General features: G+C 46.2%; 12 protein-coding genes. 2 read left to right on the forward strand and 10 right to left on the reverse strand.

From position 1 onward, the window contains the following. Positions 1-7: 7 nt before the first annotated feature. The 10 genes from MJ612_RS00350 to MJ612_RS00395 all read right to left on the reverse strand — a co-directional run bounded on the left by MJ612_RS00350 (position 8) and on the right by MJ612_RS00395 (position 16,344). The gene (locus tag MJ612_RS00350; RefSeq protein WP_250418995.1) at positions 8-3,436 is read right to left on the reverse strand and encodes an amidohydrolase family protein; all 3,429 of its coding nucleotides are present in this window, start codon (positions 3,434-3,436) and stop codon (positions 8-10) included. 910 nt (positions 3,437-4,346) lie between these two features. Then, the gene (locus MJ612_RS00355; RefSeq protein ID WP_187028384.1) at positions 4,347-7,994 is read right to left on the reverse strand and encodes an AAA family ATPase; all 3,648 of its coding nucleotides are present in this window, start codon (positions 7,992-7,994) and stop codon (positions 4,347-4,349) included. Between the two features lie 192 nt (positions 7,995-8,186). Next, the gene (locus MJ612_RS00360; RefSeq protein ID WP_187028385.1) at positions 8,187-9,542 is read right to left on the reverse strand and encodes an erythromycin esterase family protein; all 1,356 of its coding nucleotides are present in this window, start codon (positions 9,540-9,542) and stop codon (positions 8,187-8,189) included. A gap of 190 nt (positions 9,543-9,732) precedes the next feature. Continuing rightward, positions 9,733-10,962, reverse strand: a complete 1,230-nt coding sequence (locus MJ612_RS00365) for an exonuclease SbcCD subunit D C-terminal domain-containing protein (protein ID WP_187028386.1) — start codon at positions 10,960-10,962, stop codon at positions 9,733-9,735. Positions 10,963-11,098: 136 nt separating this feature from the next. Next, complete coding sequence (locus MJ612_RS00370) at positions 11,099-11,506, reverse strand: hypothetical protein (protein WP_187028388.1); 408 nt, start codon at positions 11,504-11,506, stop codon at positions 11,099-11,101. Between the two features lie 208 nt (positions 11,507-11,714). Further along, entirely contained in the window at positions 11,715-13,058 is a 1,344-nt protein-coding gene (locus MJ612_RS00375) for a rhodanese-like domain-containing protein (RefSeq protein ID WP_187028390.1), read from the reverse strand. 52 nt (positions 13,059-13,110) lie between these two features. Next, complete coding sequence (locus MJ612_RS00380) at positions 13,111-13,491, reverse strand: rhodanese-like domain-containing protein (protein WP_187028392.1); 381 nt, start codon at positions 13,489-13,491, stop codon at positions 13,111-13,113. A 217-nt stretch (positions 13,492-13,708) separates the two neighbouring features. Then, the gene (locus MJ612_RS00385; protein ID WP_187028394.1) at positions 13,709-14,014 is read right to left on the reverse strand and encodes an ArsR/SmtB family transcription factor; all 306 of its coding nucleotides are present in this window, start codon (positions 14,012-14,014) and stop codon (positions 13,709-13,711) included. A 213-nt stretch (positions 14,015-14,227) separates the two neighbouring features. Beyond that, positions 14,228-15,175 (reverse strand): YeiH family protein, encoded by a 948-nt coding sequence (locus tag MJ612_RS00390; protein ID WP_187028396.1) that lies wholly within the window; start codon positions 15,173-15,175, stop codon positions 14,228-14,230. 47 nt (positions 15,176-15,222) lie between these two features. Next, a complete protein-coding gene (locus MJ612_RS00395; RefSeq protein WP_187028398.1) occupies positions 15,223-16,344 on the reverse strand; it encodes a BamA/TamA family outer membrane protein in 1,122 nt (373 codons plus the stop codon). A 215-nt stretch (positions 16,345-16,559) separates the two neighbouring features. Between MJ612_RS00395 and MJ612_RS00400 the strand changes: the two genes are divergently transcribed. Together MJ612_RS00400 and MJ612_RS00405 are read left to right on the forward strand one after the other, a co-directional pair. Further along, positions 16,560-19,580 (forward strand): amidohydrolase family protein, encoded by a 3,021-nt coding sequence (locus tag MJ612_RS00400; RefSeq protein WP_187028400.1) that lies wholly within the window; start codon positions 16,560-16,562, stop codon positions 19,578-19,580. Between the two features lie 99 nt (positions 19,581-19,679). Then, on the forward strand, positions 19,680-21,023 hold the full coding sequence (locus MJ612_RS00405) for an amidohydrolase family protein (protein WP_187028402.1): 1,344 nt from the start codon (positions 19,680-19,682) through the stop codon (positions 21,021-21,023). Positions 21,024-21,118 lie beyond the last annotated feature (95 nt).

Consider the following 21,118-nt stretch of genomic DNA (forward strand, 5'->3'; position numbering starts at 1 on the left):
CTAAAGATTATTGCTTTATACCTGGTACGCCTACCGGGGTAGCGCTGTGCCAGTCAAAATCAGGGGCTTTGCGAGCAGTAGGTGCCAGTTCATCCATTGTAGAGGCATCGAACAGGCGGCCATTACGCATCACATACTTTATAGTATTCGTGTTACGGATGTTCTCCAGTGGGTTGCTGTCCATAATTACAAGGTCAGCCAGTTTACCAGTTTCGATCGATCCGATATCACCATCTAAACCAAGCGATTTGGCACCAAGTATAGTTGCAACTTTAAGTGCATCGTGGTTGCTCATGCCACCAGACTGCACCGACCACAGCTCCCAATGGTAACCAAGACCCTGCAACTGACCATGTGAACCTACACCAGCCAAACCACCTTCTTTAACTAAATTGTTAACAAACTCGGCATGGCGAGAGAAGATGTGCTCATCTTTCGTGAACCAACCTGGTCTGCGGCGTGCTTTTGAGTCCAGTTCTGCTTTAGGTGTAAAGTAGTTTAGCTTTTTATCACCTACTACATCCTCTGTTGCATAGTAATAGTTTTCAGCCCACGGCCCACCGTAAGACACAAGCAGGGTAGGAGTATAAGCCATTTGTGTTTTGGCTACAAAGTCAACTACATCCTTATAAAGCGGGTAGATCGGGAATGAGTGCTCGTGACCTGGGTAACCGTCTATGGCTTGCGTCATGTTCAGTTTAAAGTCAAGACCGCCTTCAGTAGTTGGTAATAAGCCCTGCTCTTTAGCAGCCATAATTACCCACTGACGATGCTGGCGGTTACCTACCAAGTACATTTTTATAGTTTTGGTATTGTAGTACTCGGAATATTGGCGCAATACACTTTTTGCGTGGTCTAAGCTCTTAATATTATAAGCCCAGAAACCAACACCAGGACCAGTAGAGTAAACTCTTGGGCCTACCATTTTACCGGCATCCACTAAGTCACCATAAGTAAGTACGTCTGTAGTTCCGGTCTGTGGGTCGCGGGTAGTGGTTACACCGTAAGCCAGGTTAGCAGCATACATCCAAACTTGGTTGGTGTGTACGCCCCAGCGCGGCCACATGTGCGAGTGCGTATCTATAAAACCAGGAGTAATAGTTTTACCTTTTACATCTACTACTTTAGCACCTTGTGGTACAGTTAATGAACCAGATTTGCCAACAGCTTTGATACGGTTGTTCTCTACCAGTATGTCGCCGTTCTCGATAACTTCATTACCGTTCATAGTAACGATGCGCGCACCTTGTAACAATACTATACCTTGCGGGATATCACGTGGAACCTGAATTGCAATCTTAGTTTCTTTCGGCTTATAGTTTTCGATTACGATAGCTTCTTTTTCAGCTTTGGCGCTATCAGTCTTAGCTTCGGTACCGTTTGCTTTAGCTTCTTTTTTCTTTTCAGCATCAAGGTCCATCTGCTCTTTCTTCGCTCTGGCCTCATCCAGGTTATAAGCGAAGAAACCATTACCAATAGACCAGTAAACAGTTTTACCATCAGCAGACCAGCTCGGGAACTGACCACCAATTTCGGTTAACTTCCAGCTTGGGAACTGCGACGTAGCTACATCAGCTACAGATATAGTTGGTGTTTCGCCACCTACTACCGGAATAGTAACTACATAGATCTCATTGTTGATCAGCGCTAACGCTTTATCGCCAACCGGAGCTTTGATAAGTGTGGTAGCAGTAGATGGCTGTTGCTGTGGCTCACGCTCGTTCTGGTGCAGCATGTGGCACATTTCTTCCATCACACCATCGCCGTTTACAGTACCAAACGTAGTTATACCTTTTACTTTTAGGTATGATTTTTTGTCGGTACCATCCCAACGAATCGATATCAAACCATCAGCATAGCTGTAAAGGTAAATGCGGTCATCGCCTTTTACAAAGTGTGGGTTAGCGCCAATGTTTGCATTGGTTACAAACGTAGTTTTACCACCTTTCGCCGGAATCCAGTTCAACGTCTGGCGAGAATCGAAAGCACCCGGGCCTGGCTCCTCTTTATAAGATTGTGCCGAACCTTTTGCGAACACGATGCGCTCACCATTTGGTGTCCAAACCGGCTCCTGGAACACAGCGTTTTCCTGCGTTAGCTTTACAGGTTTGCCTTTGCCATTCGCGTTAGTTTTATAGATAGCTCCACCGTTCTTTTCGTGCCAGGTTACATAAGCTATAGTTTTACCATCCGGAGACCATGCTGGTTGCGCCTGTGTAAAGTCCTGATCTGTGATGCGTTTTGGTGTACCATTCGGATAGTCCATGACATAGAGTCTGTCCAGGGCAGTGAAAGCAACACGCTTGCCATCCGGCGACACAGCTGCATCACGCAACTGCGTTACTGTCATCATCTTGTCGTCTTTGATCGGATATTTAAAGTCCAGTTGCGGGCCAACAGCGATCTCAGTCTTAACTTCAAAAGGTATTTCTTTGGCAGGGCCACCAGCTACCGGAATGCTATAGATCTTACCACCATAAGAGGCTATAAGGTTTTTACTATCCGGAGTAAATGACATGGCAGGCAACACACCAAGCGGAGCGATAGACTCCTGTTCGTCGCGCTGTACAGGGTAAGCCAGCCATTTTTCAGTACCGGTCTGCAGGTTTTGTGCTACTAAGCCTGTATGGTTGTTATGGCGCGTACCATATACCAGCCAGTTGCCATCCGGAGAAAGAGTTGGAGTGAAGGCAGACCCATAACGTGCTGTTTTACCATCTATCTCTCCGGTTTCGCGGTCAAAAGTAGCTAATTGGTACTGTGGCAACTGGGCGTTATAGTTCCAGGCACCGTTGCGCTGTGAGAACCAGATGTATCGGCTGTCTTTACCGAACGCCGGCTCAACAGTTTTCATGGTTTCTGGTTTGTTAATCAGTTGTACACCAGTGCCGCCATCTTTATGATAAAGGTGCAACTTCAGGTTGCGGCGTCCGCGCGAAGCCACCAGGTATTCACCATCCGGTGTCCACTCAGCAGAGAAGAAGTTCTCATTCTTGCTTTTGCTGATCTGCTTTGGCTTTTTAGTTGCCAGTTCCATTGTCCAGACGTTGTCAGCGCCATCTCTATCCGAAATGAACACGATAGATTTACCATCTGGACTAAAACGAGCTTGCGTATCGAAAGCCATACCATCGGTTAGCTGGGTTGCTTTACCCCCTGTTATAGGCATCAGGTAAAGATCGCCCAGCATATCAAAGATGATCTGCTTACCGTCCGGGCTAACGTCCAGTGCCAGCCATGATCCTTCGCTGGTATTGATACTGATCTTGCGTGCACCTTCTAAAGGCAGATCTTTTTTCTCTTCCTTCTTCGGAGCGTCTTTTTTAGGTTTGGCTGCATCCTGCGCCATTGCCGGCTCCAGGAACAGACCCAATGAGCAGAGCAGAAGCAGATTTTTCTTCCAGCTGCCCTTTAATGGGTGTATTGGTTTCTTCATATGGTTCTGATTTTGAACACAAAGTATGGTTAGTCAAAGTGAATATACTAAAGGAATTTTAAGTCTGAAACTGCTTTATACAAACTATAGCTAATTATCGGCAAAATGGCTGATTTGCTAGGTGAATGGTTGGCGACCTAGTTAGGTTTTGTAAATAGCAGGGAAGGGGGTTACTGTACGAATCAGGATTTGCCTTAGCTATAAGTTTATAGTTCTAGGTTTCCAGCTACCCCTTAATTTGCTCCTTGTCTAAGGCGGAGAGTTTTTTATTCTACAGCTGTAGTTGGTTTTATAGTTGCCGTTTCAACACCCCTATGACCTGCGGTCGCAAGTTTCGAACTCCCGTTCTCACTTGTCCTCAAGGGGACAGATTTGTTATTGCTATAGTTACTTCAATAGTTTTATAGTTACAGAAAAGGACAGGTCGTGATCTGTCCCTATAGAATTAAGAAGCAGGTAAAGGCTAATAATCTATACTTCTCAAGTTAGCTATAGCTTAAGCTATCGAAAGATATCAGTCTTTGGGTTGAGCGCCTTTGATTTGTTGCGGTGCCGCCAGGCAGCCGGAGCTTTAGCGAAGGCAGCTTCAAATCAGCAGCGCGATGCCCGAAGACGGGGCCCCGCTTAAAGAGGGCCCCTACCCCCGCCGTGAGCGCACCAAAGTATAAATTAAAACTGTAGGCTACTAGAGCTCCCAGGATTGAAGCTAAATTGAAAGTATAGGTTGGTTCAAGTTGCAACTATAGTTAACTATAGAATTATAACAAAACTCCTTCTCCTGTTTTTAGGGGAAGGTTGGGAAAGGGTATAAACCAGACATTAGCAGGAGCTGCGCACATTGCTAGGTCTGGTAACTATAAATATAAATTGCAATATATTTCTCGCTTGGGCTCGAAATGACATTTACTTCTTACCAACCCACAACCTCAACCTTACTAACCCCACCTGCTAATTTCTGTACTTTAATTTGTGTGCTGATGCGTTCTTTCAGGGCTTCTACGTGTGAGATGATGCCGATCATTTTGCCGCTTGCCTGCAGGTTTTCTAAAGTTGTTATTGCGGAATCAAGCGTATCAGCATCCAGCGTACCGAAACCTTCGTCGATGAACAGGGAATTAATCTGAGTGCGGCGGCCGGCCAGGTCTGATAAACCTAATGCTAGTGCCAAGCTTACCAAAAAGCTTTCGCCACCCGAGAGCGTGTTCATCGGGCGTACGGCTTCGGCCTGGTACGTGTCTACAATCAATAACTCCAGGTCTTCAGTTGCAGATTTCTGGATTCGGTAACGGTCGTTTAGTTTTTGCAGGTGGCGGTTTGCCAGTTCTACCAGTCTTGCCAAGGTTAAGCCCTGCGCAAACCTGCTGAACTTGTTGCCGTCAGCAGAGCCGATCAGGTCTGAAAGCTGTGCCCAGCGGTTACATTCCTGCTGCTGCACATGCAGCTGGGTGGCAAGCTCCTGGTTCTTCTCGCGTTGCTGTTTATCCTGCTCTAAAAGTTGTTCTAAGCGGGCGCGTTTGGCTATCAGCTCTCTTAGTTCTTCAGTTTTAGAGGCAAGTTGCTGCTGCAGTAGATCTATACTTTCAGTGGTCAGTTTTTTGGCTTCGGCTTGGGCTAAATCGCGCTGCACATCGCTTAGCGATTTTCGGGTTTCAGTCAGCTGCTTTTCGGTCTGGGCTTTCAGGTTTGCCAGGCGGTCGGCTTCATCGCGGTCCAGCAGCATCTGGCTGAGCGCTTCTATAGTTTCAATACCTTTCTGTTGCAACACTAGTAGCAATCCATCACGGAGTGCATCCAGTTCAGATTTTTTGTTGGAGTGCGTGTTGGTATACTCCTGCTGGCGCAGGCGTTGCTCCTGTAGTTCCTGCTGTTTTTTCTGTTGGGCAGCACGTGCTTCTTCAGCTTGTTTTGTGCGTAAGGTTAGTTCCTGCTGTGCAGCTTTGCGCTCGTGCAGCGGATCTTTCTCCCCGAAAAGTTGGGTGCGTTTTTCCTTAAGTTCAGTCAGTTGAATATGTACCTGCTCCAGTGCAGCTTTTTTATCCTGAAGCTTTTGCTCTTTTTCTGTTGCCTTTTCTTTTAAGCTCTTTACCTGTCCCTGTAACTGCAGGTATGGGTCGCGTAGCGCTTCGTAGGCTTCATGTTGTTGCTGGTAAGATGCAGTCTGTTTTTCCAGGTGTTGCAGCAAGTCCTGACGCTTTTCAGAAGTATATTCCAAACTATAGCTTGCGGCAAACGATTGTGCCGTTTCCGTGAAAACCTGTTGCTGCTCCTGCAGATCGTGTAGCTGAGAAGTATAGCGCTGCAATTGGGCTTTCAGCATTTCTTCTGATCGCTGAAGTTTGCCGATCTCGGCTTTTGCCTGTAACTGCTGCTCCCGAAGCTGCTGCAGGGTTAAGTTTATACTTTCTATTTCACGGCTGATGCTGCGGGCTTGTGTTAGAGTTAGGTTTAAGTTACCTAGTGCTTCGCGCTGGGCTTGTAGTTGCTGCTGCAGGTGCTCCGTTTGTGTAATAGCTATAGTTATACCTTCGCTTTGCTGCTGGTAAGTTTGTAAGGTTTGTGCTAATTCGGCGTCAGTCTCAGCTTTGGCTTTTGCAGCGCTTTCCTGCTGGTTTTGCAAGGTGTTTAGTTGCAGCTGAAGCTGGTTTATACTTGTCTCCAGTTCCTTTACCAATGCCAGTTGTGTATCGCGGCGCTGCTCTTCTTCAGATAACGAGTTAGTATAGTTGCCTTCCACAAACGGATGCTGCGCTGAGCCGCATAACGGGCAAGGTTGTTCAGGCTGCAACATGTGGCGGTGCTGCTCCAACTCCTGTATGCGCTGCTGCAAGGTTACCAGTTTCTGCAGGTCATCCAGGCGTTCTGAGGCCAAAGTATAGTTGCTCTGCGTAGTTGTAAGCTCAGTTTTTTTAGTAACTATAGTTTGCTCCAGTTCAGCGAGCTGCGTGCTCAGTTGGGTAGCCTTTTGCAGTTGCAAAGTATAGCCTTGGGATAGCTGTAACAGTCGCTCGTAACGAGCCAGCAAGAATGGTTGTTCCTGGGCCAGTTTCTCAAGCTCATCCATACTTTTAGTAGCAAGTTTAGTTTGCAGTTGTGTTAGTTTTTCCTGCTTTTGCTCATCCAGTACTTGCTGCTTTTGCTGATACTCTTTACCGGCCAGGTTTATACTTGCCAGTTGTGCTGCTTCGGTTTGCAGTTGCTGGTTTATACTTTGCTGCTCTTTTTGCAGGCTGGCTATACTTCGTTCGGTATCGGTCAGATCTTTAACTGTCTGGCGGAATTCATGCAAGTTCTCGCGAAGGTCTTTAAGTTTGATTTTCTCTTGTAGCCATTTCTTTAGTGAAGTAGCTTTTTGGGTAAGCGTAGCCAGATCACTCTCTTGTTGCACAAGTATAGTTTTCTCCTGTTGCAGGCCTGCAGCAAAAAGGTTGTAGTCTTCCTTGTCAGCTTTAAAGCGGTCGCGGATGGTATGTAATTGGTGGTCAAGTTGCTGAACTTGCAGCAGTAGCGGCTCCAGGTTCTGAAGCGCTTCTTCCTGCTGCTGATGTGCTTTGCCGGATTCCAGGGCGATGATGCCAGCCTGTTCCAGTTCAGTTTCCAGTACAGGAATGTGTTTTTCCAACGTTACCAGTTGCTGCTGTACTTCCGAAAGGTGGCCATTGGCAAGCTTTATCTGAGTAAGTTCGCTTACAAACTGATTGGCTTGCTCGTGTTTCTGCAGTTTTACAAAATCAGGCTGAAGCGTTGCCAGCTTCTCTTCCTGTGCCTGCAATACAATTTTATATTCTGAGGCTCGCTCGCGTAGTTGCTGCAATTGCTGCAACCACTGGCGTTTTTCCTGTAGTTCGCTGGTAGCCTGTGTAAGTATAGTTTCTGATTCGGTGAGCTCTTTTATACTTGCTTCGTAGCCCTGGCGCTGCTCTTCAGGCAGCAGTTTGCTATCCTGTAGTTTCCGCTCCAGTTCTTCTTTTTTCAGGCGTTCGGTCTTCGCTTTCTCATAAGCAAATTTCGAGATGTCTGAATAAATACCGGTATCCGTAATTTTCTCTAACAGGCTGCTGCGCTCATTCGGGTTAGCTTTCAGGAAACGGGCGAAATCTCCCTGCGACAGCATCACAGAACGCAAAAACTGGCTGTAGTCCAGCCCCGAAATCTCAGCCACTTTATCCGGTACCTGGCTTGGTTTCAGGTCGAAAGGCTTGTCATCTTCCAGGTCGCAGAGTTCCATGTGCACAGCCTGAATCTTGCCATCCAGTTTGCCCCGGCTGCGACGTATCTGCCATTTGCTGCGGTAGTGCCTGCCGTTGGCTTCAAACTCTACTTCCGATGTGCTTTCCGAAGTATGGCGAGTCATCAGGTCGAGTGGTTTGTCGTTGTTGTGGCGGTGCACCATGCCGTAAAGGCCAACTGTTATCGCATCCAGAATGGTGGTTTTGCCGGCTCCTGTGGGACCGGTTATAGCAAATAAACCAGCATCGGCCAAAGGGCTTTGGTCAAAACGGATTTCGTGCTCACCTTTCAGCGAGTTCAGGTTCTGGAAACGGACAGACAGGATCTTCACGGGAGTTGTACTTTAAAGAACAGTAAAGATAAAACTTTGAGCTATAGTATAGCAAGAGCTTAACATGTTTTACCTGTCTTTAACAGAAGTCTTTCCTGTGTTATGATCAAGCGGTTACTGCTGCAGGTAAGTATAAAAAGAAACGGCTACCTGTGCTCAGGTAGCCGCTTGCTTAAAGTAATTCAGGATATGTTATCTGGCAATTTCCATTGCTGTTTGGGTAGCAATAGGAGCAAGCGCCTCTGTTTCGTCAATAAAGATAAAGGCATTATAGCGCTCCGGCATTCTGGACGGAACATAGTTGCCGCTTTCGGAACCTGGCTGGTAAACCACGCCAATTGCCCTATGTCCGATCATTTTCTTAAATGCTTTTTCTTCTTTCAGATTATCTAAAAGCACTACTTTATCTATTGGCTGCACTTTATGAAGCAGCGCCTCCCAGCTATTGCCTTGTGCATTTGGTACGCCCATTACCTGAGCCGGCGATCCCCATTTAGTAGCAGCTGTAACCGTACCCGTGTAAGAACCGAAACCTATACTATAAACACCTTTTTCGCTGTGCTGCTCACGTACCAGCTGACCAATATTAAGCATTCCATACTGTCGCATATTGGTTGCACGTGCATCGCCCACGTGTGTGTTATGAGCCCAGACAATGACCTTTGAAGATGGGCCGTAGAAATTCATTAATCGATTAACAGTTTCCATCATGTGGCGGTCGCGCAGGTTCCAGGAGCTAACATCGCTTGCATACATTTCGCGGTAATACTTTTCGGCATTAACGGCTGTAAGCGCACTTTGCTCAGCTGCAAAGTCAGCTTCGGTAGGGGTGCCTTGCTGAGCCACATGTGTTTGCACTGCTTTTAGCAACGAAGCAAGTTTATCGGCACATCCAGCACCTTTATAGTTGACAGCATACCCATAGGCCTGCTCGTCCTGGTTATAAGGCGCCAGGCATGCTTTTACATCACGTACCTGTGCTACCAGCGCAGGATTGTTCTGCTGCAGGTATGCTTCCACCACGTCAAGCGATTCCCACAAACTATAGACATCCATACCATAAAAGCCAGCTTTGTCTTTATCGGGTAAGCTGCTGTTGTGCTGGCGCATCCAGTCTGCCAGTTCGACTACTTCATTGTTTGCCCACATCCAGGTCGGCCATCTATTCAGGTCTTCTAACACAGCTTGTCCGCTGCCGCCATGCTGGTTCGAGCCTTTAATGTACTGGTTCAGGCGGTATAGTTCCGGCCAGTCGCCTTCTACGGCTACAAATGAGAAGCCTTTTTCCTTGATCAGGCGCTTGGTAAGTTCGGCCCGCCAGGTATAATATTCTTTTGTGCCATGCGATGCTTCGCCTAACAGCACAAAACGGGAGTCTCCGATCTGGTTAAGTAAAACATCTAAGTCCTGAGCAGTTTCGAGTTTACTGCTGTTAGATGCAATTATAGTAGTTGTGTTGCTTTCTTCCAGGCTGTTTACTTCATCTGTTGCTGAGCACGACGAAAACAGCAGCGCCAGAGAAAGCCACAGTAAGTGTACCTTCTTCATGGTTTACTTTTTAAATTAAGTTTAATAAATAGGGGTGCTGTGCTCTGAACTTAGAGCCGAAAAACAGGGAGCTTGCTGCCGCGGTAAGGCTATGTCCCTGAGTTAGAAGATAAACAGCAGTAAGGGAAGAAAGATTTACTTTTTGGAAAGAATTTTAAAGGAATTTTAGATAGTAATTTAAAGCCTATACTTAGCTTTCCACTTCCTGCCTCATCAGTTCCAGTAGCTCACTAAAGCTGGCTACAAGTTCAGTAGGGTCAGTTTCAGGGAAGGCACTTTCGCAGCGTTTCAGGAAAACGTCGCTCTCTTTTAAAGTATGCAGATCGGCTTCTTCCTGAATCTGTTGCTCCAGTGTCTGGCGTTCTTTACTGATGATTGGTGGACGGTTGATGAGCAGGTGCAGTTCGTCTTTTTTAAGCTGCAGTACTTCGTCGAGTTGCTGGTTCAGGTCGGGTAAGGGAGTGTCTAATTCCAGTTGTATCTCAGCCCAGGCTGGCAAAGTATAGCTGCTGTTATCGTAAACGGCAATCTGTTGTTTTACCTTCTCCAGGTCGCCTTTAAAGCGAACCAGTTTGCGGCAAACCGGTATGTCCAATTCGCGCAGTTCAGCCAGCTTCCCGGCTTCAAAATCAAGTATAAAAACTACCTTATTATCGGTTACTTCGCTAAAGCTAAGCGGAATAGGTGAGCCGGAATAACGGATATGGTTGGTGTTGTTTACTTTCTGCGGACGATGCAAGTGCCCAAGTGCCACGTAGCCAAACTCAGCCGGGAATTGGGCTGCGCCGATCTGCCCTAAATTGCCAACATGTATTTCTTTTTCGCTTTCGGAAGCGGTGCCGCCGGCTGCAAACAAATGGCCCATAGCTACCACAGGTATATTTTGATTTTTATACGGCTGCACATGCGGCACAAACTGAGCGTAATGGTCGGCTATACCTTGTTTTATGCGGATTTCACGTTCTTCGTAACTCTCGCCAGGTACAGATAAACGGATGTCGCGGTCGCGTAGAAAAGGAACGGCGCAAACTACAAGCTCAGGTTTGCCGGCAGCATCATTCAGAACTATAAGCTCGTCGAGCGGATCTGGAGTAGCGCCACCAACTACCCGGATGTTCATGCAAGCCAACAGGTCTTTGGGCGCGTTTAGCGTAGAAACAGAATCGTGGTTACCTCCTATAAACACAATATGGCGGCAGCAGGTGTCGCACACTTTCCGCAGGAAATCATAGTATAATTTGAGGGCTGTATTGGAGGGAGCGCCTGTATCAAACACATCGCCGGCCATCAGCAGCGTATCTACCTGCTCACGTTCAATGGTTTGCAGCAACCAGTCCAGGAAGTGCTGGTGTTCTTCGGTACGTTCGAGGGTAACAAGGCGCTGGCCTAAATGCCAGTCTGAGGTGTGTAGTACGCGCATAATTCTTCTTCTCCAAATCCGAACTCAAGATACATCAGAATATATAAATATTGCAAGTATAATAAGTGGAGAAATTTGAAAGCTGCTGCCTTCAGGGTGTAAAGTTCTGGAAAGAAAAGCGGTAAGAAAATGTATACTATTCTATAATCCAAGCCAGTGCCTGATCGGGGTCTGAAAAGCTTTTAACCTCAAAGCGGGTTTTACCCAGAGCCTCTGCCCGTGTAATAACAGATTCTAATGCCAGCTGATGAAACACGCTTTTAGGTAACACCCTGGCCAGTTTTTTAAGATTAGTTTGTGAGAGAAGTTCGTAAAACTCATACGACATCCAATCTTTAGCCTTTTGGGTCAGCGTCTCCAGAATTTGCCCGTTTGCAATGGCTCGCTCAACCTGTGTGTCCCGAAGTGTTTCGTAAAGTTTGGTGCCGCCGGTAATCAATTCGTCTTCAGTTACATGGCGTAACCATTCAGACAGCAACAAGTTGCCTTCCAGGTCGACTTCTATTTTGTAAAAGTCAGAGGAGTAAACTGTTTTGAAAGGCATTGTTCTTTTATTTAAAAGATTTAGCAAACAACCACTGCTGGGTGTTGTAATATAATAACAAAACTACAGAAAATAGGTTGCTAACCCGCTTGTTATAGAAGTTATTTTAATGCTACCAGCTTTGGTCAGTAATACAAAAAGCTCAGGTTTATACCTGGGTAATAAAAAAGCCTGTCGGGTAGACAGGCTTTTTTATTTATAGTCTGTTTTAGCGAGCTACCACGCTAAAGCTAGTGATCGCATCGCTCAGGTCGTAAACCGGCACACTGAACTCTTGCTCCAGTATACTTTGCCCGGCTGCAGAACGGTACCCTGCAGCACAATGTATCATCAATGGTTTGTCCTGCGGAATCTCGTTTTTGCGCTCGCGCAGCTCCGGTAGTGGAATAGTGATAGCGTTCTCAAATATCTTTCCGGCTTTTACTTCGCCCGTGTTCCGGATATCTACAATAGTATAGTTATCGGGGTTCGTTCTGAAATCTTCCAGATCAGTTTCTGCGCTGGTTTCAGGAAGTATAGCTGGCGTAAGCAGTGCACCTTTTATGTTGCCTTCGTATCCGATCTTCGCAGATTTGCGGATCACAGAATCAAGAACAGTTTCGTTTTCAGCAATCAGATAAAACTTTTCGGTAGGGCCAACTATAGAACCCAGCCACGTCTCAAATTTGCCTCCTTCCTGAATGTTAATGCTGTTGGGCAGGTGACCCTTCTTGAACTGTGCCTGCGGGCGTGTATCAACAACCAGCACTCCCTCTTCCAGGGTAGCATCATTTGCCAGGCGTGGTACTGCTTTTATACTTTCTTCAAAACCTACTGCACCGGCTTTGTTCATCGTAACATCGTGCCCAAAATACTTCGGTATAAATGGCTGATCTTCGAGCAGGGTTTTTACAAAGTCGTCTTCGCTCCTATCCTGCAAGGCATAATTGGTGCTTTTTTCGCGGCCTATAGTGGAGTAAGTGTCTGAACTTAAATTTTTACCACAAAGCGAACCAGCGCCGTGTGCAGGATAAACTAAAACTTCCTCATCCAGCTTCTTAAATACGTTGTTCGTGGTCTGGTACATCTGGCGGGCAAGCTCTTCGCGCTTGGCGGTCATGTTACCTACATTTTCGCGCAGGTCCGGGCGGCCAACATCACCTACAAACAGGGCGTCGCCGGTAAAGGCTGCGTGTTGTTTGCCGTTCTCATCCAGCAGAAGTATGGTTACGCTGTCAGGAGAATGGCCAGGCGTGTTCAGGGCACGCAAGGTAACAGCACCAAGCTTAATTTCATCGCCGTTATCAAAGCTTTTGTGCTCGTAGTCTGCACCCAGTAGTTTACTTACATAAATGGTAGCGCCTGTGTTTTTAGCTATCTCCAGGTGCGAGCTTACAAAATCGGCGTGCGGGTGTGTTTCAAAAACAGCTACAATCCCAGCGTTATGGTCCTTTGCGAAATCGTAATAAGGCTGCGGGTCGCGGGCCGGGTCTACAAGCGCCATCTGGCCTTCGCTTATAATTGCATAGCTGGCATGGGCCAATCCTTTATCGTAGAATTGCTCAATCTTCATAGAGGTATAGGTGATGTGGTTGGTAAGTTAGTTAAACAGCGGCTTTGCTGTGTTATTCTTTGGTTGGTAACCCGGCTGATTTCAGACTCTGGTACCCGCCAATGTTGTACACATTTTTAAAACCGGCTTCCTGCATCAGTTTTGCTGCTTTTCCGCTGCGGTTGCCGCTGGCGCAGTAAAGATAATAGGTCTTTTCTTGATCCCAGCCTTTTATACTTTCCGCAAAAGTGCCATCCAGGAAATTAGAGTTTGTGGCTTCAGTCAGGTGGCCGGCAGCATACTCTTCCGGTGTACGCACGTCTACCAAAACACCTTCTTTTGAGGCTTTTTCTTTATATTCTGTAGGGGTGAGGGTTTTAACGGCTGTGCCCTCTTGCTGTGGCTCCGCACAACTAAAAAATGCCGCTACTAGGGTCACCAGGATCAGTTTCATATGCTAAAAATCAGGATCAGGTTTAAAACACGAAAGATACCAATATAAGAACAAAAAAGCCTCCTACACCTAAAGTTTATCTCTTCGCTTTACTGTACAGCTATTCTATACTTTATTCAGTTTTACGTAGTTAAGTAAAAACAATAAATCGTTACCCGCAAATCCTGAGAAATAACAGGTAACGATCTAAGAGAATGCTGGCCTTTGGTTCTGATTATCAGAAGATGCTGCAGCTGTTTATACTTTCGATGATGTGGGTAATATTTTTATCGGTAAGGAAGTAATAAACATTTTTGCCTTCCCGCTTGGTATCAACCACGCCTTTGTCGCGCATGTTAGTGAGGTGATGCGAAAGAAGCGATTGCTCTATCTTAAGTACTTCCTGTAATTCACTCACCGTCAGTCGCTCTTTTTGCTCCAGCAGGTCTATGATGCTGATGCGAATCGGGTGCGCTACACATTTCAGCACATAAGCAGCCCGTTCTAACTTCTTCTTATCTATCCTTACCTGTATGTCAGCCATGCTTGTACCAATATTTATTTTTCCTATACATGAACATATCTTCATGTAATGAATTATAGTACAATTTGCCCGCTCACGAAGTTCCCATTTAAGGTATAAATGTTAAGGGAGGTAGATACAGGCAGGGCGTTACCTGCCGGCTTGAGGTGCCATTTAAGCTGTAAGATTTCAGGTACTTAGAGTATAGCTCACAGTTTCTGTAGCCGAGTGTAATTAAAGAAATATAACTGCCAGTAAGGTGCCTAAGGTTACCAGGACCCAAAGTATAAAGCCTTGTAAAAAAGGCCTTGCGCTTATCTTTTTTAAGGTAGCAGGGTTAAGGTTAATGCCGATGAAGAACAAGCTAAGCACGAGAAGCTTTTTAGCTACTAAAACTATAGTTAGGGCAGCTACGGAAACAACAGGTACAAATGTATAAAGTACCGAAGCTACCAGGAACAGCGGAATAAAAAGCGGCAGACTAAGCTTTGTTTCTTTGCTTTTGAACAGGAAGGCAGACAACAGCACCATCGGGATGATCCAGAGAGCCCGGGTTAACTTTAAGGTGGTAGCAATCTGTAGTGCATCCAAACCATACCTGCTGGCCGCACCAACTACCGAGCTGGTATCGTGAATGGCTATAGCTGCCCACACACCAAACTGACTTTGCGTGAGCTCAAACCAATGCCCTACCACCGGAAATGTAAACAGAGCCAGTGCATTAAGTATAAACACAATAGCCAGCGATACAGAAATTTCAGTTGCGTCTGCTTTTATAGTTGGGGCAACGGCTGCAATCGCGCTACCGCCACAAATAGCAGTGCCCACACCTATCAAATGCGAAAGTTTTGCCTGTATGCCCAACGCTTTACCAAGTATAAACCCTAGGCCTAGCGTTACACTTAAAGAGATAGCGGTGTAAAGTATACCAGAAAGCCCGGTAGCGCTAACCTGATGCAGATCAATACTAAATCCGAGGCCGACTACAGCTATCTGTAAAGCATATTTAGAGGAAAGAGAAGTATATTTTTGCCAGGGATTACCCAATACTAGGCCTACCACCAGACCAGCAAATAAAGCCACGGGTGCAGAAAAAGCCTGCGTAAAAAGTATAGCCAGTATCAGCCCTGCAATGATCAGTTTTTGCAGTAACGGAAACTTGTTGAGCAGGGGTAGAGGCATGCTGGTTGGTGTGGCTAAGCAGCAAAGTTATACTTTCCGGGGTAAACCTAAAATGCTTCGCCTAATACAACAAAGAAGTTGGCTCCTTCTTTGCCATAACCAGCATCTACACGCACATTTATTTTTTCTTTCGGATTTAAGGCAAAACGCAGACCGGTACCAATAGTATACTTCAGTTCTTTCAGTTTCAGGTCAGAGGTACTATCAAACACATCGCCGATACCTGTAAAGGCTGCCATCCCAAACCTGCGCCAAACCGGAAAACGATATTCTACTTGTGTGGCTGCCACATTTCTGGCCATGTAGCGGCTGCGGGCATAGCCCCGCAGCAAGCGATCTCCGCCTAACGTAGCCATCCGCATAAAAGGTACTTCGTTGGTATTTATATTCAGAACTGTATTACTTGCCAGGATATGATTTCCTTTTAGTTGAAAGTACTTGCTGAAGTTCAGGTTATAGTTGCTGTAACTAAAATCGCCACCTAAGTAACTTCCAAAACCGTACCCCGAGGCTTCCAGAAATACACCACGGCTGGCATAGGAAACATTATCCCGACTATCGATCATAAATATCAGACCTAGTCCGTTGTTGATGCCGCCTTGGTACCCACTAACCTGCTGTTCTTCCAGTTGGCTGGGTCTGTCTTCTGCAATAGGGTTGGTTTTAAGGTTATAGTATTTGGTAAGCTGCAGGTCAGGGCCAAAAAAGGTCTTGTTTCCGATACGTTTTATACCTGCGAGCTTCGTTCCTATTAAGTCATATTCATACTTCTCCTCATTATCTACTGAGCTGTTGTTGCTGGTGCCATAAAAGCGATCGGTGTAGATGCGGTGCCTTAGTTCGCCACGCAACAGGTACTTTTCGTTGCGGGTGAAGATGTTCCACTCCAGCCATTGGTCCGTCTGTTTATTTAAAGTATAATCTGCTATCAATTTAACAGTAGAGAGGCGGGTATAAGTGCTGTCCGTTTTGCTTTGTAACTTAAAGAATCCAATCAGTGCAGCCCCGAAGCCCAGCTTGGTATCGGGAGTATAGTAGAGTACCGGAATAGGTATAATGCCTTTGGATTTTTCTGTGGATACGACTGTTGTGTCAGGCGACTGAGCTACAGCATGTACAGATGCTGCAAATAGCAGAAATATTAGCAGCAGAAGAGTGTGACAGCGCATAAAATGAAGCTTAAGGTTGAAACTGCTAATTAAGAAATTGCAATACTTTAAAACAACTTAAGACACAATAAGATACAATCTATTTTTGATAAAATACAGAATCCGCAAAAAGCAGAAACTTTTTCAGAACAGTTCAAAGTTTTAACAACAGTATCGTTATATTTGGTTAACCTAAACTAACTGAAAAAATTATACTCTCACTTTTACGCTGATCAATGAAGAAAATCTTAACCATTGCAGCCTGCCTGGCTTTAGGAGCTGGTAGTGCGATGGCGCAGGAGACCTTTCCGCGCAACGGGGTGTACGACGAGCGTCCGGGCCTGGTAGCCCTAACAAACGCTACAATTCACACCGACTATAAAACCACACTTAACAATGCCACCCTCATTATCCGGAACGGGAAAGTAGAAGCTGTGGGCACCAATGTAAAAGTACCTGCCGGTGCTGTGGTAGTTGATGCCAAAGGCAAGCATATCTATCCTGGCTTCGTGGATATGTTCACGAGCTATGGCTTGCCCGAAGTAAAGCGTGCCCAACGCAACTGGGGTTCTGCACCGCAAATGGAGTCTACCAAGCTGGGCGCCTACAACTGGAACCAAGCTATCAGGCCGGAAACCAATGCCGTTGAGCTTTTTAAAGCTGACAGAAAGCAGGCAGAAGAGCTACGTAAGCAGGGCTTCGGAACTGTGCTGGCCGTACACCGCGATGGCATTGCCCGTGGAACAGCCTCACTCGTAACACTGGCTGACAAGCGCGAAAATGAAGTGATTGTGCTCGATAAAGCTGCCGGTTCCTTGTCTTTTGATAAAGGCTCTTCTCCACAAGATTATCCAAGTTCATTGATGGGTTCGGTGGCATTGCTGCGCCAGACTTACCTGGATGCTCAGTGGAATGCCCAGAACCCGGGCCGTGAGCAGAATATCTCGCTTAAAGCCTTTACCGATGCCAACAGATTCCCGCAGATCTTTGAAGTTGAGGATAAGCTAAGTATACTTCGTGCTGATAAAGTAGGTGATGAGTTTAAAACGCAGTATATCATTAAAACAAACGGCGATGAGTACCAGATGCTGAAGGAAGTGAAGGCGACCAATGCACCACTTATCGTTTCTGTGAATTACCCGGATGCCTATAACGTGGAAGACCCATATGATGCACGCCGTGTACCATTGGAGGCCATGAAGCATTGGGAAATGGCACCAGCTAATGCCGGTATCTTAGAGAAAGCAGGTATAACGTTTGCCTTTACTGCATCTGACCTGAGAGATAAAAAAGACTTTTTACCAAACGTGCGCAAAGCCGTAAAGTATGGCCTGTCGGAAGAAGAGGCCTTAAAAGCGCTGACTGCTACACCAGCAAAACTTCTTAAAGCAGAAAACCTGGTAGGTAGCTTGGATAAAGGTAAGTTAGCCAACTTTATTATCACCTCCGATAATTTGTTTGCCAACGACAACATCATCCTGGAGAACTGGGTGCAGGGCGATCGTTACAAAATTACCGAAGTGCCTTCTGACTACAGAGGCGTTTATACCTTAAAGATTGGTGACAACACTACCAAGAAACTGAAAATTGCTGGTACACCTGATAAACCGGAGCTTTCTGTAATTGGCCAGGATACTGTTAAAGGTAAGATATCTTTCAGTGGTAACCTGGTAACCTTATCATTTACTGATAGCAAAAAGAGCAACGAAACGATACGTTTGAGCGGCTGGTTATCTGATAAAAACCTGCAGGGCGAAGGCCAGTTACCGGATGCCAGCACCGTAAAATGGTCGGCTACGTTCTCTGAAGCTATGACGCAGCAGGATAAAAAAGAAACTGCCAGGAAAGCTGAGAAAGTAGAAGTAGGTCAGATGATCTACCCGTTCCGTGCTTACGGCCAAGCAGAATTGCCAAAGCAGGAAACTATACTTATTAAAAATGCCACCGTCTGGACAAACGAGAAAGAAGGTAAGCTGGAAAATGCAGATGTGCTGATTAAGAATGGTAAGATCGCTAAAGTAGGTAAAAACCTGAGCGAATCTGGAGCCAAAGTAATAGACGGAACAGGCAAGCACGTAACCCCAGGTATCATTGATGAACACTCGCATATTGCGCTAAATGGTGTGAACGAAGGTACCCAGGCTGTAACTTCGGAAGTACGCATGCAGGATGTAGTAAACTCTGACGATATCAATATTTACCGCCAGTTAGCAGGTGGTGTTACTACCTCTCAGTTGCTGCACGGTTCTGCTAACCCGGTTGGTGGCCAGTCGGCCATTATTAAGCTGCGTTGGGGTAAAAGCCCGCAGGATCTGTTGGTTGAAAACGCAGATGGCTTTATCAAATTTGCACTTGGCGAGAACGTGAAACAGTCTAATCGTAACAATGCCAGCGAGCGCTTCCCGCAATCCAGAATGGGTGTGGAGCAGGTTTATGTAGATGCCTTTACACGTGCCAAAGAATACGAACAGGCCTGGAAAAACTATAACAAGCTTTCTAAAAGACAACAGTCTAAAACAGCAGCACCACGTCGCGACCTGGAGCTTGATGCACTGGTAGAGATCCTGAACGGCAAACGCTTTATCACCTGCCATTCTTATGTGCAGTCTGAGATCAACATGATGTTGAAAGTGGCTGACCAGATGGGCTTCAAGATCAACACATTCACACACATCCTGGAAGGTTATAAAGTAGCTGACAAAATGCAGCAACACGGCGCCGGTGGCTCAACATTCTCTGACTGGTGGGCTTATAAAATGGAAGTGAAAGATGCTATTCCGCAGAACGCCGGTATCATGAACCAACTGGGTGTGGTTACAGCTATCAACTCCGATGACGCTGAAATGGCTCGTCGCCTGAACCAGGAAGCTGCCAAAAGCGTGAAGTATACCGGCATGAGCGAAGAGGAAGCCCTGAAAATGGTAACCCTGAACCCTGCTAAACTGCTGCACCTTGATAACAGAATGGGTAGCCTGAAATCTGGTAAAGATGCCGACGTGGTACTTTGGAACAACCACCCGCTTTCTATTTATGCAAGACCTGAAAAAACCTTTGTTGATGGTGTAGCTTACTTTGATGCCGAGCGTGATGCACAGTTACAGCAGGATATTGAGAAAGAGCGCATGCGCCTGATCCAGAAAATGCTGACAGCCAAAGCCGGTGGTGCTAAAACACAAGCTCCAACTATAAAGAAGGCGAGCGTAATGCACTGCGAAGACGTGGAGCACAGCGAAGAGGAAAGCTACATAGCTTACTAAGTGTTAAATTGTTTAATGGCTAATTGCTGAAGGTTAAAAAGTTGAGTTTATAGTTATAGATCAACAATTTAACAATGCAGCAATGCAACAATTAAAATCATGAAGATCAATAAAAGATATATATCCGCTTTTGCAGCTTTAATGCTGAGCACTGCTGCGTTTGCGCAGGTGCCTGCTCCGGCTGCCAAGCAAAGCAAACCAATCCTGCTGAAAGGTGCTACACTGCACGTAGGTAACGGTACGGTAGTAGAGAATGCTGCTGTAGGTTTTGATAATGGCAAAATAATTTACGCTGGTCCGCAGAGCGGTGCAAACCTGAGTGGCTACGAGGTGGTGGACGTAACGGGACAGCACATTTATCCGGGCTTAATCCATACAAATTCCAGTCTTGGCCTGAACGAGATAGAGAGCGTGCGGGCAACTATAGACTGGCGTGAAGTAGGCGATTTTAACCCGAACGTGCGCTCAGTAGTTGCCTATAACACCGATTCAGACATTATACCTACAGTGCGTGCCAACGGTGTACTGATGACGCAGCTTGCCCCGATCGGCGGAACAATTGCCGGTTCGTCGTCGGTGATGCAACTGGATGCATGGAACTGGGAAGATGCCGTGGTTAAAGCGGATGAAGGGATACACCTGAACTGGCCAGCCATGCTGATACCAACCGGTAACAAAGAGCAGGACGACCGCCTGAACCGCATGAAAGATGGCCGTGAAGTTACGTTGCGTGAGCTTGGCCAGTTACTGAGCGATGCCGCTGTGTTCAAAGCCGGTAAAAACGACAACGAGAACCTGAAGCTGAGTGCTATGGCTGGTTTGTTTGATGGTTCTAAAAAGCTATACATCCACACCAACTATGGCAAGGAGATCATCGAATCGGTAAATTTTGTGAAGCAGCATGGCGTGAAGAATATAGTTATAGTTGGCGCAGGCGATGCGTTGGCTGTAGCTGATTTCCTGAAAGCCAATAACATTCCGGTTATCTACTCTGGTGTGCATGCCCTGCCTTCCCGTGCTGAAGAAGATGTATACCATCCATACAAAATGCCTTACCTGCTGCACAAAGCGGGTATACAGTTTGCTCTGGACTATGACCTGAGCATCCATGGTATCCGTAACCTGCCGTTTATTGCCGGTACAGCTGCTGCCTTTGGCTTAGATAAGGAGCAGGCACTGGCATCTGTTTCATTAAATGCAGCTAAGATTTTAGGTGTAGATAAACAAGTAGGTTCTGTAGAAGTGGGCAAAGATGCTACCATCGTGGTATCATCTGGCGACCTGCTGGATATGCGTACCAACAATGTTACACATGCTTTCATCCAAGGCCGTAAACTGGATCTGAACGACAAGCAAAAGTATCTCTATAAGAAGTTTGATGATAAGTATAAAGCACAGAAGAAGCAGGCACCAGCTGGTGCTACAACCTCTGCAGGTAAGTAATTTATACTTTAGCTAATAACAAAAAAGAGCTGGCAGTCTTCTGCCGGCTCTTTTTTGTATATCGCTTTTGCTTTAGATTATACGTAACGGTTATA

It is taken from the genome of Pontibacter deserti, from assembly GCF_023630255.1.
GTDB classification, from domain to species: domain Bacteria; phylum Bacteroidota; class Bacteroidia; order Cytophagales; family Hymenobacteraceae; genus Pontibacter; species Pontibacter deserti.

Excerpts from the sequence above, each read along its gene's own strand:
- MJ612_RS00375 (WP_187028390.1), bottom strand. The coding sequence starts at position 13,058 with ATGAAGATTGAGCAATTCTACGATAAAGGATTGGCCCATGCCAGCTAT.
- MJ612_RS00405 (WP_187028402.1), top strand. The coding sequence starts at position 19,680 with ATGAAGATCAATAAAAGATATATATCCGCTTTTGCAGCTTTAATGCTG.
- MJ612_RS00380 (WP_187028392.1), bottom strand. The coding sequence starts at position 13,491 with ATGAAACTGATCCTGGTGACCCTAGTAGCGGCATTTTTTAGTTGTGCG.
- MJ612_RS00365 (WP_187028386.1), bottom strand. The coding sequence starts at position 10,962 with ATGCGCGTACTACACACCTCAGACTGGCATTTAGGCCAGCGCCTTGTT.
- MJ612_RS00370 (WP_187028388.1), bottom strand. The coding sequence starts at position 11,506 with ATGCCTTTCAAAACAGTTTACTCCTCTGACTTTTACAAAATAGAAGTC.
- MJ612_RS00390 (WP_187028396.1), bottom strand. The coding sequence starts at position 15,175 with ATGCCTCTACCCCTGCTCAACAAGTTTCCGTTACTGCAAAAACTGATC.
- MJ612_RS00350 (WP_250418995.1), bottom strand. The coding sequence starts at position 3,436 with ATGAAGAAACCAATACACCCATTAAAGGGCAGCTGGAAGAAAAATCTG.
- MJ612_RS00385 (WP_187028394.1), bottom strand. The coding sequence starts at position 14,014 with ATGGCTGACATACAGGTAAGGATAGATAAGAAGAAGTTAGAACGGGCT.
- MJ612_RS00360 (WP_187028385.1), bottom strand. The coding sequence starts at position 9,542 with ATGAAGAAGGTACACTTACTGTGGCTTTCTCTGGCGCTGCTGTTTTCG.
- MJ612_RS00400 (WP_187028400.1), top strand. The coding sequence starts at position 16,560 with ATGAAGAAAATCTTAACCATTGCAGCCTGCCTGGCTTTAGGAGCTGGT.
- MJ612_RS00395 (WP_187028398.1), bottom strand. The coding sequence starts at position 16,344 with ATGCGCTGTCACACTCTTCTGCTGCTAATATTTCTGCTATTTGCAGCA.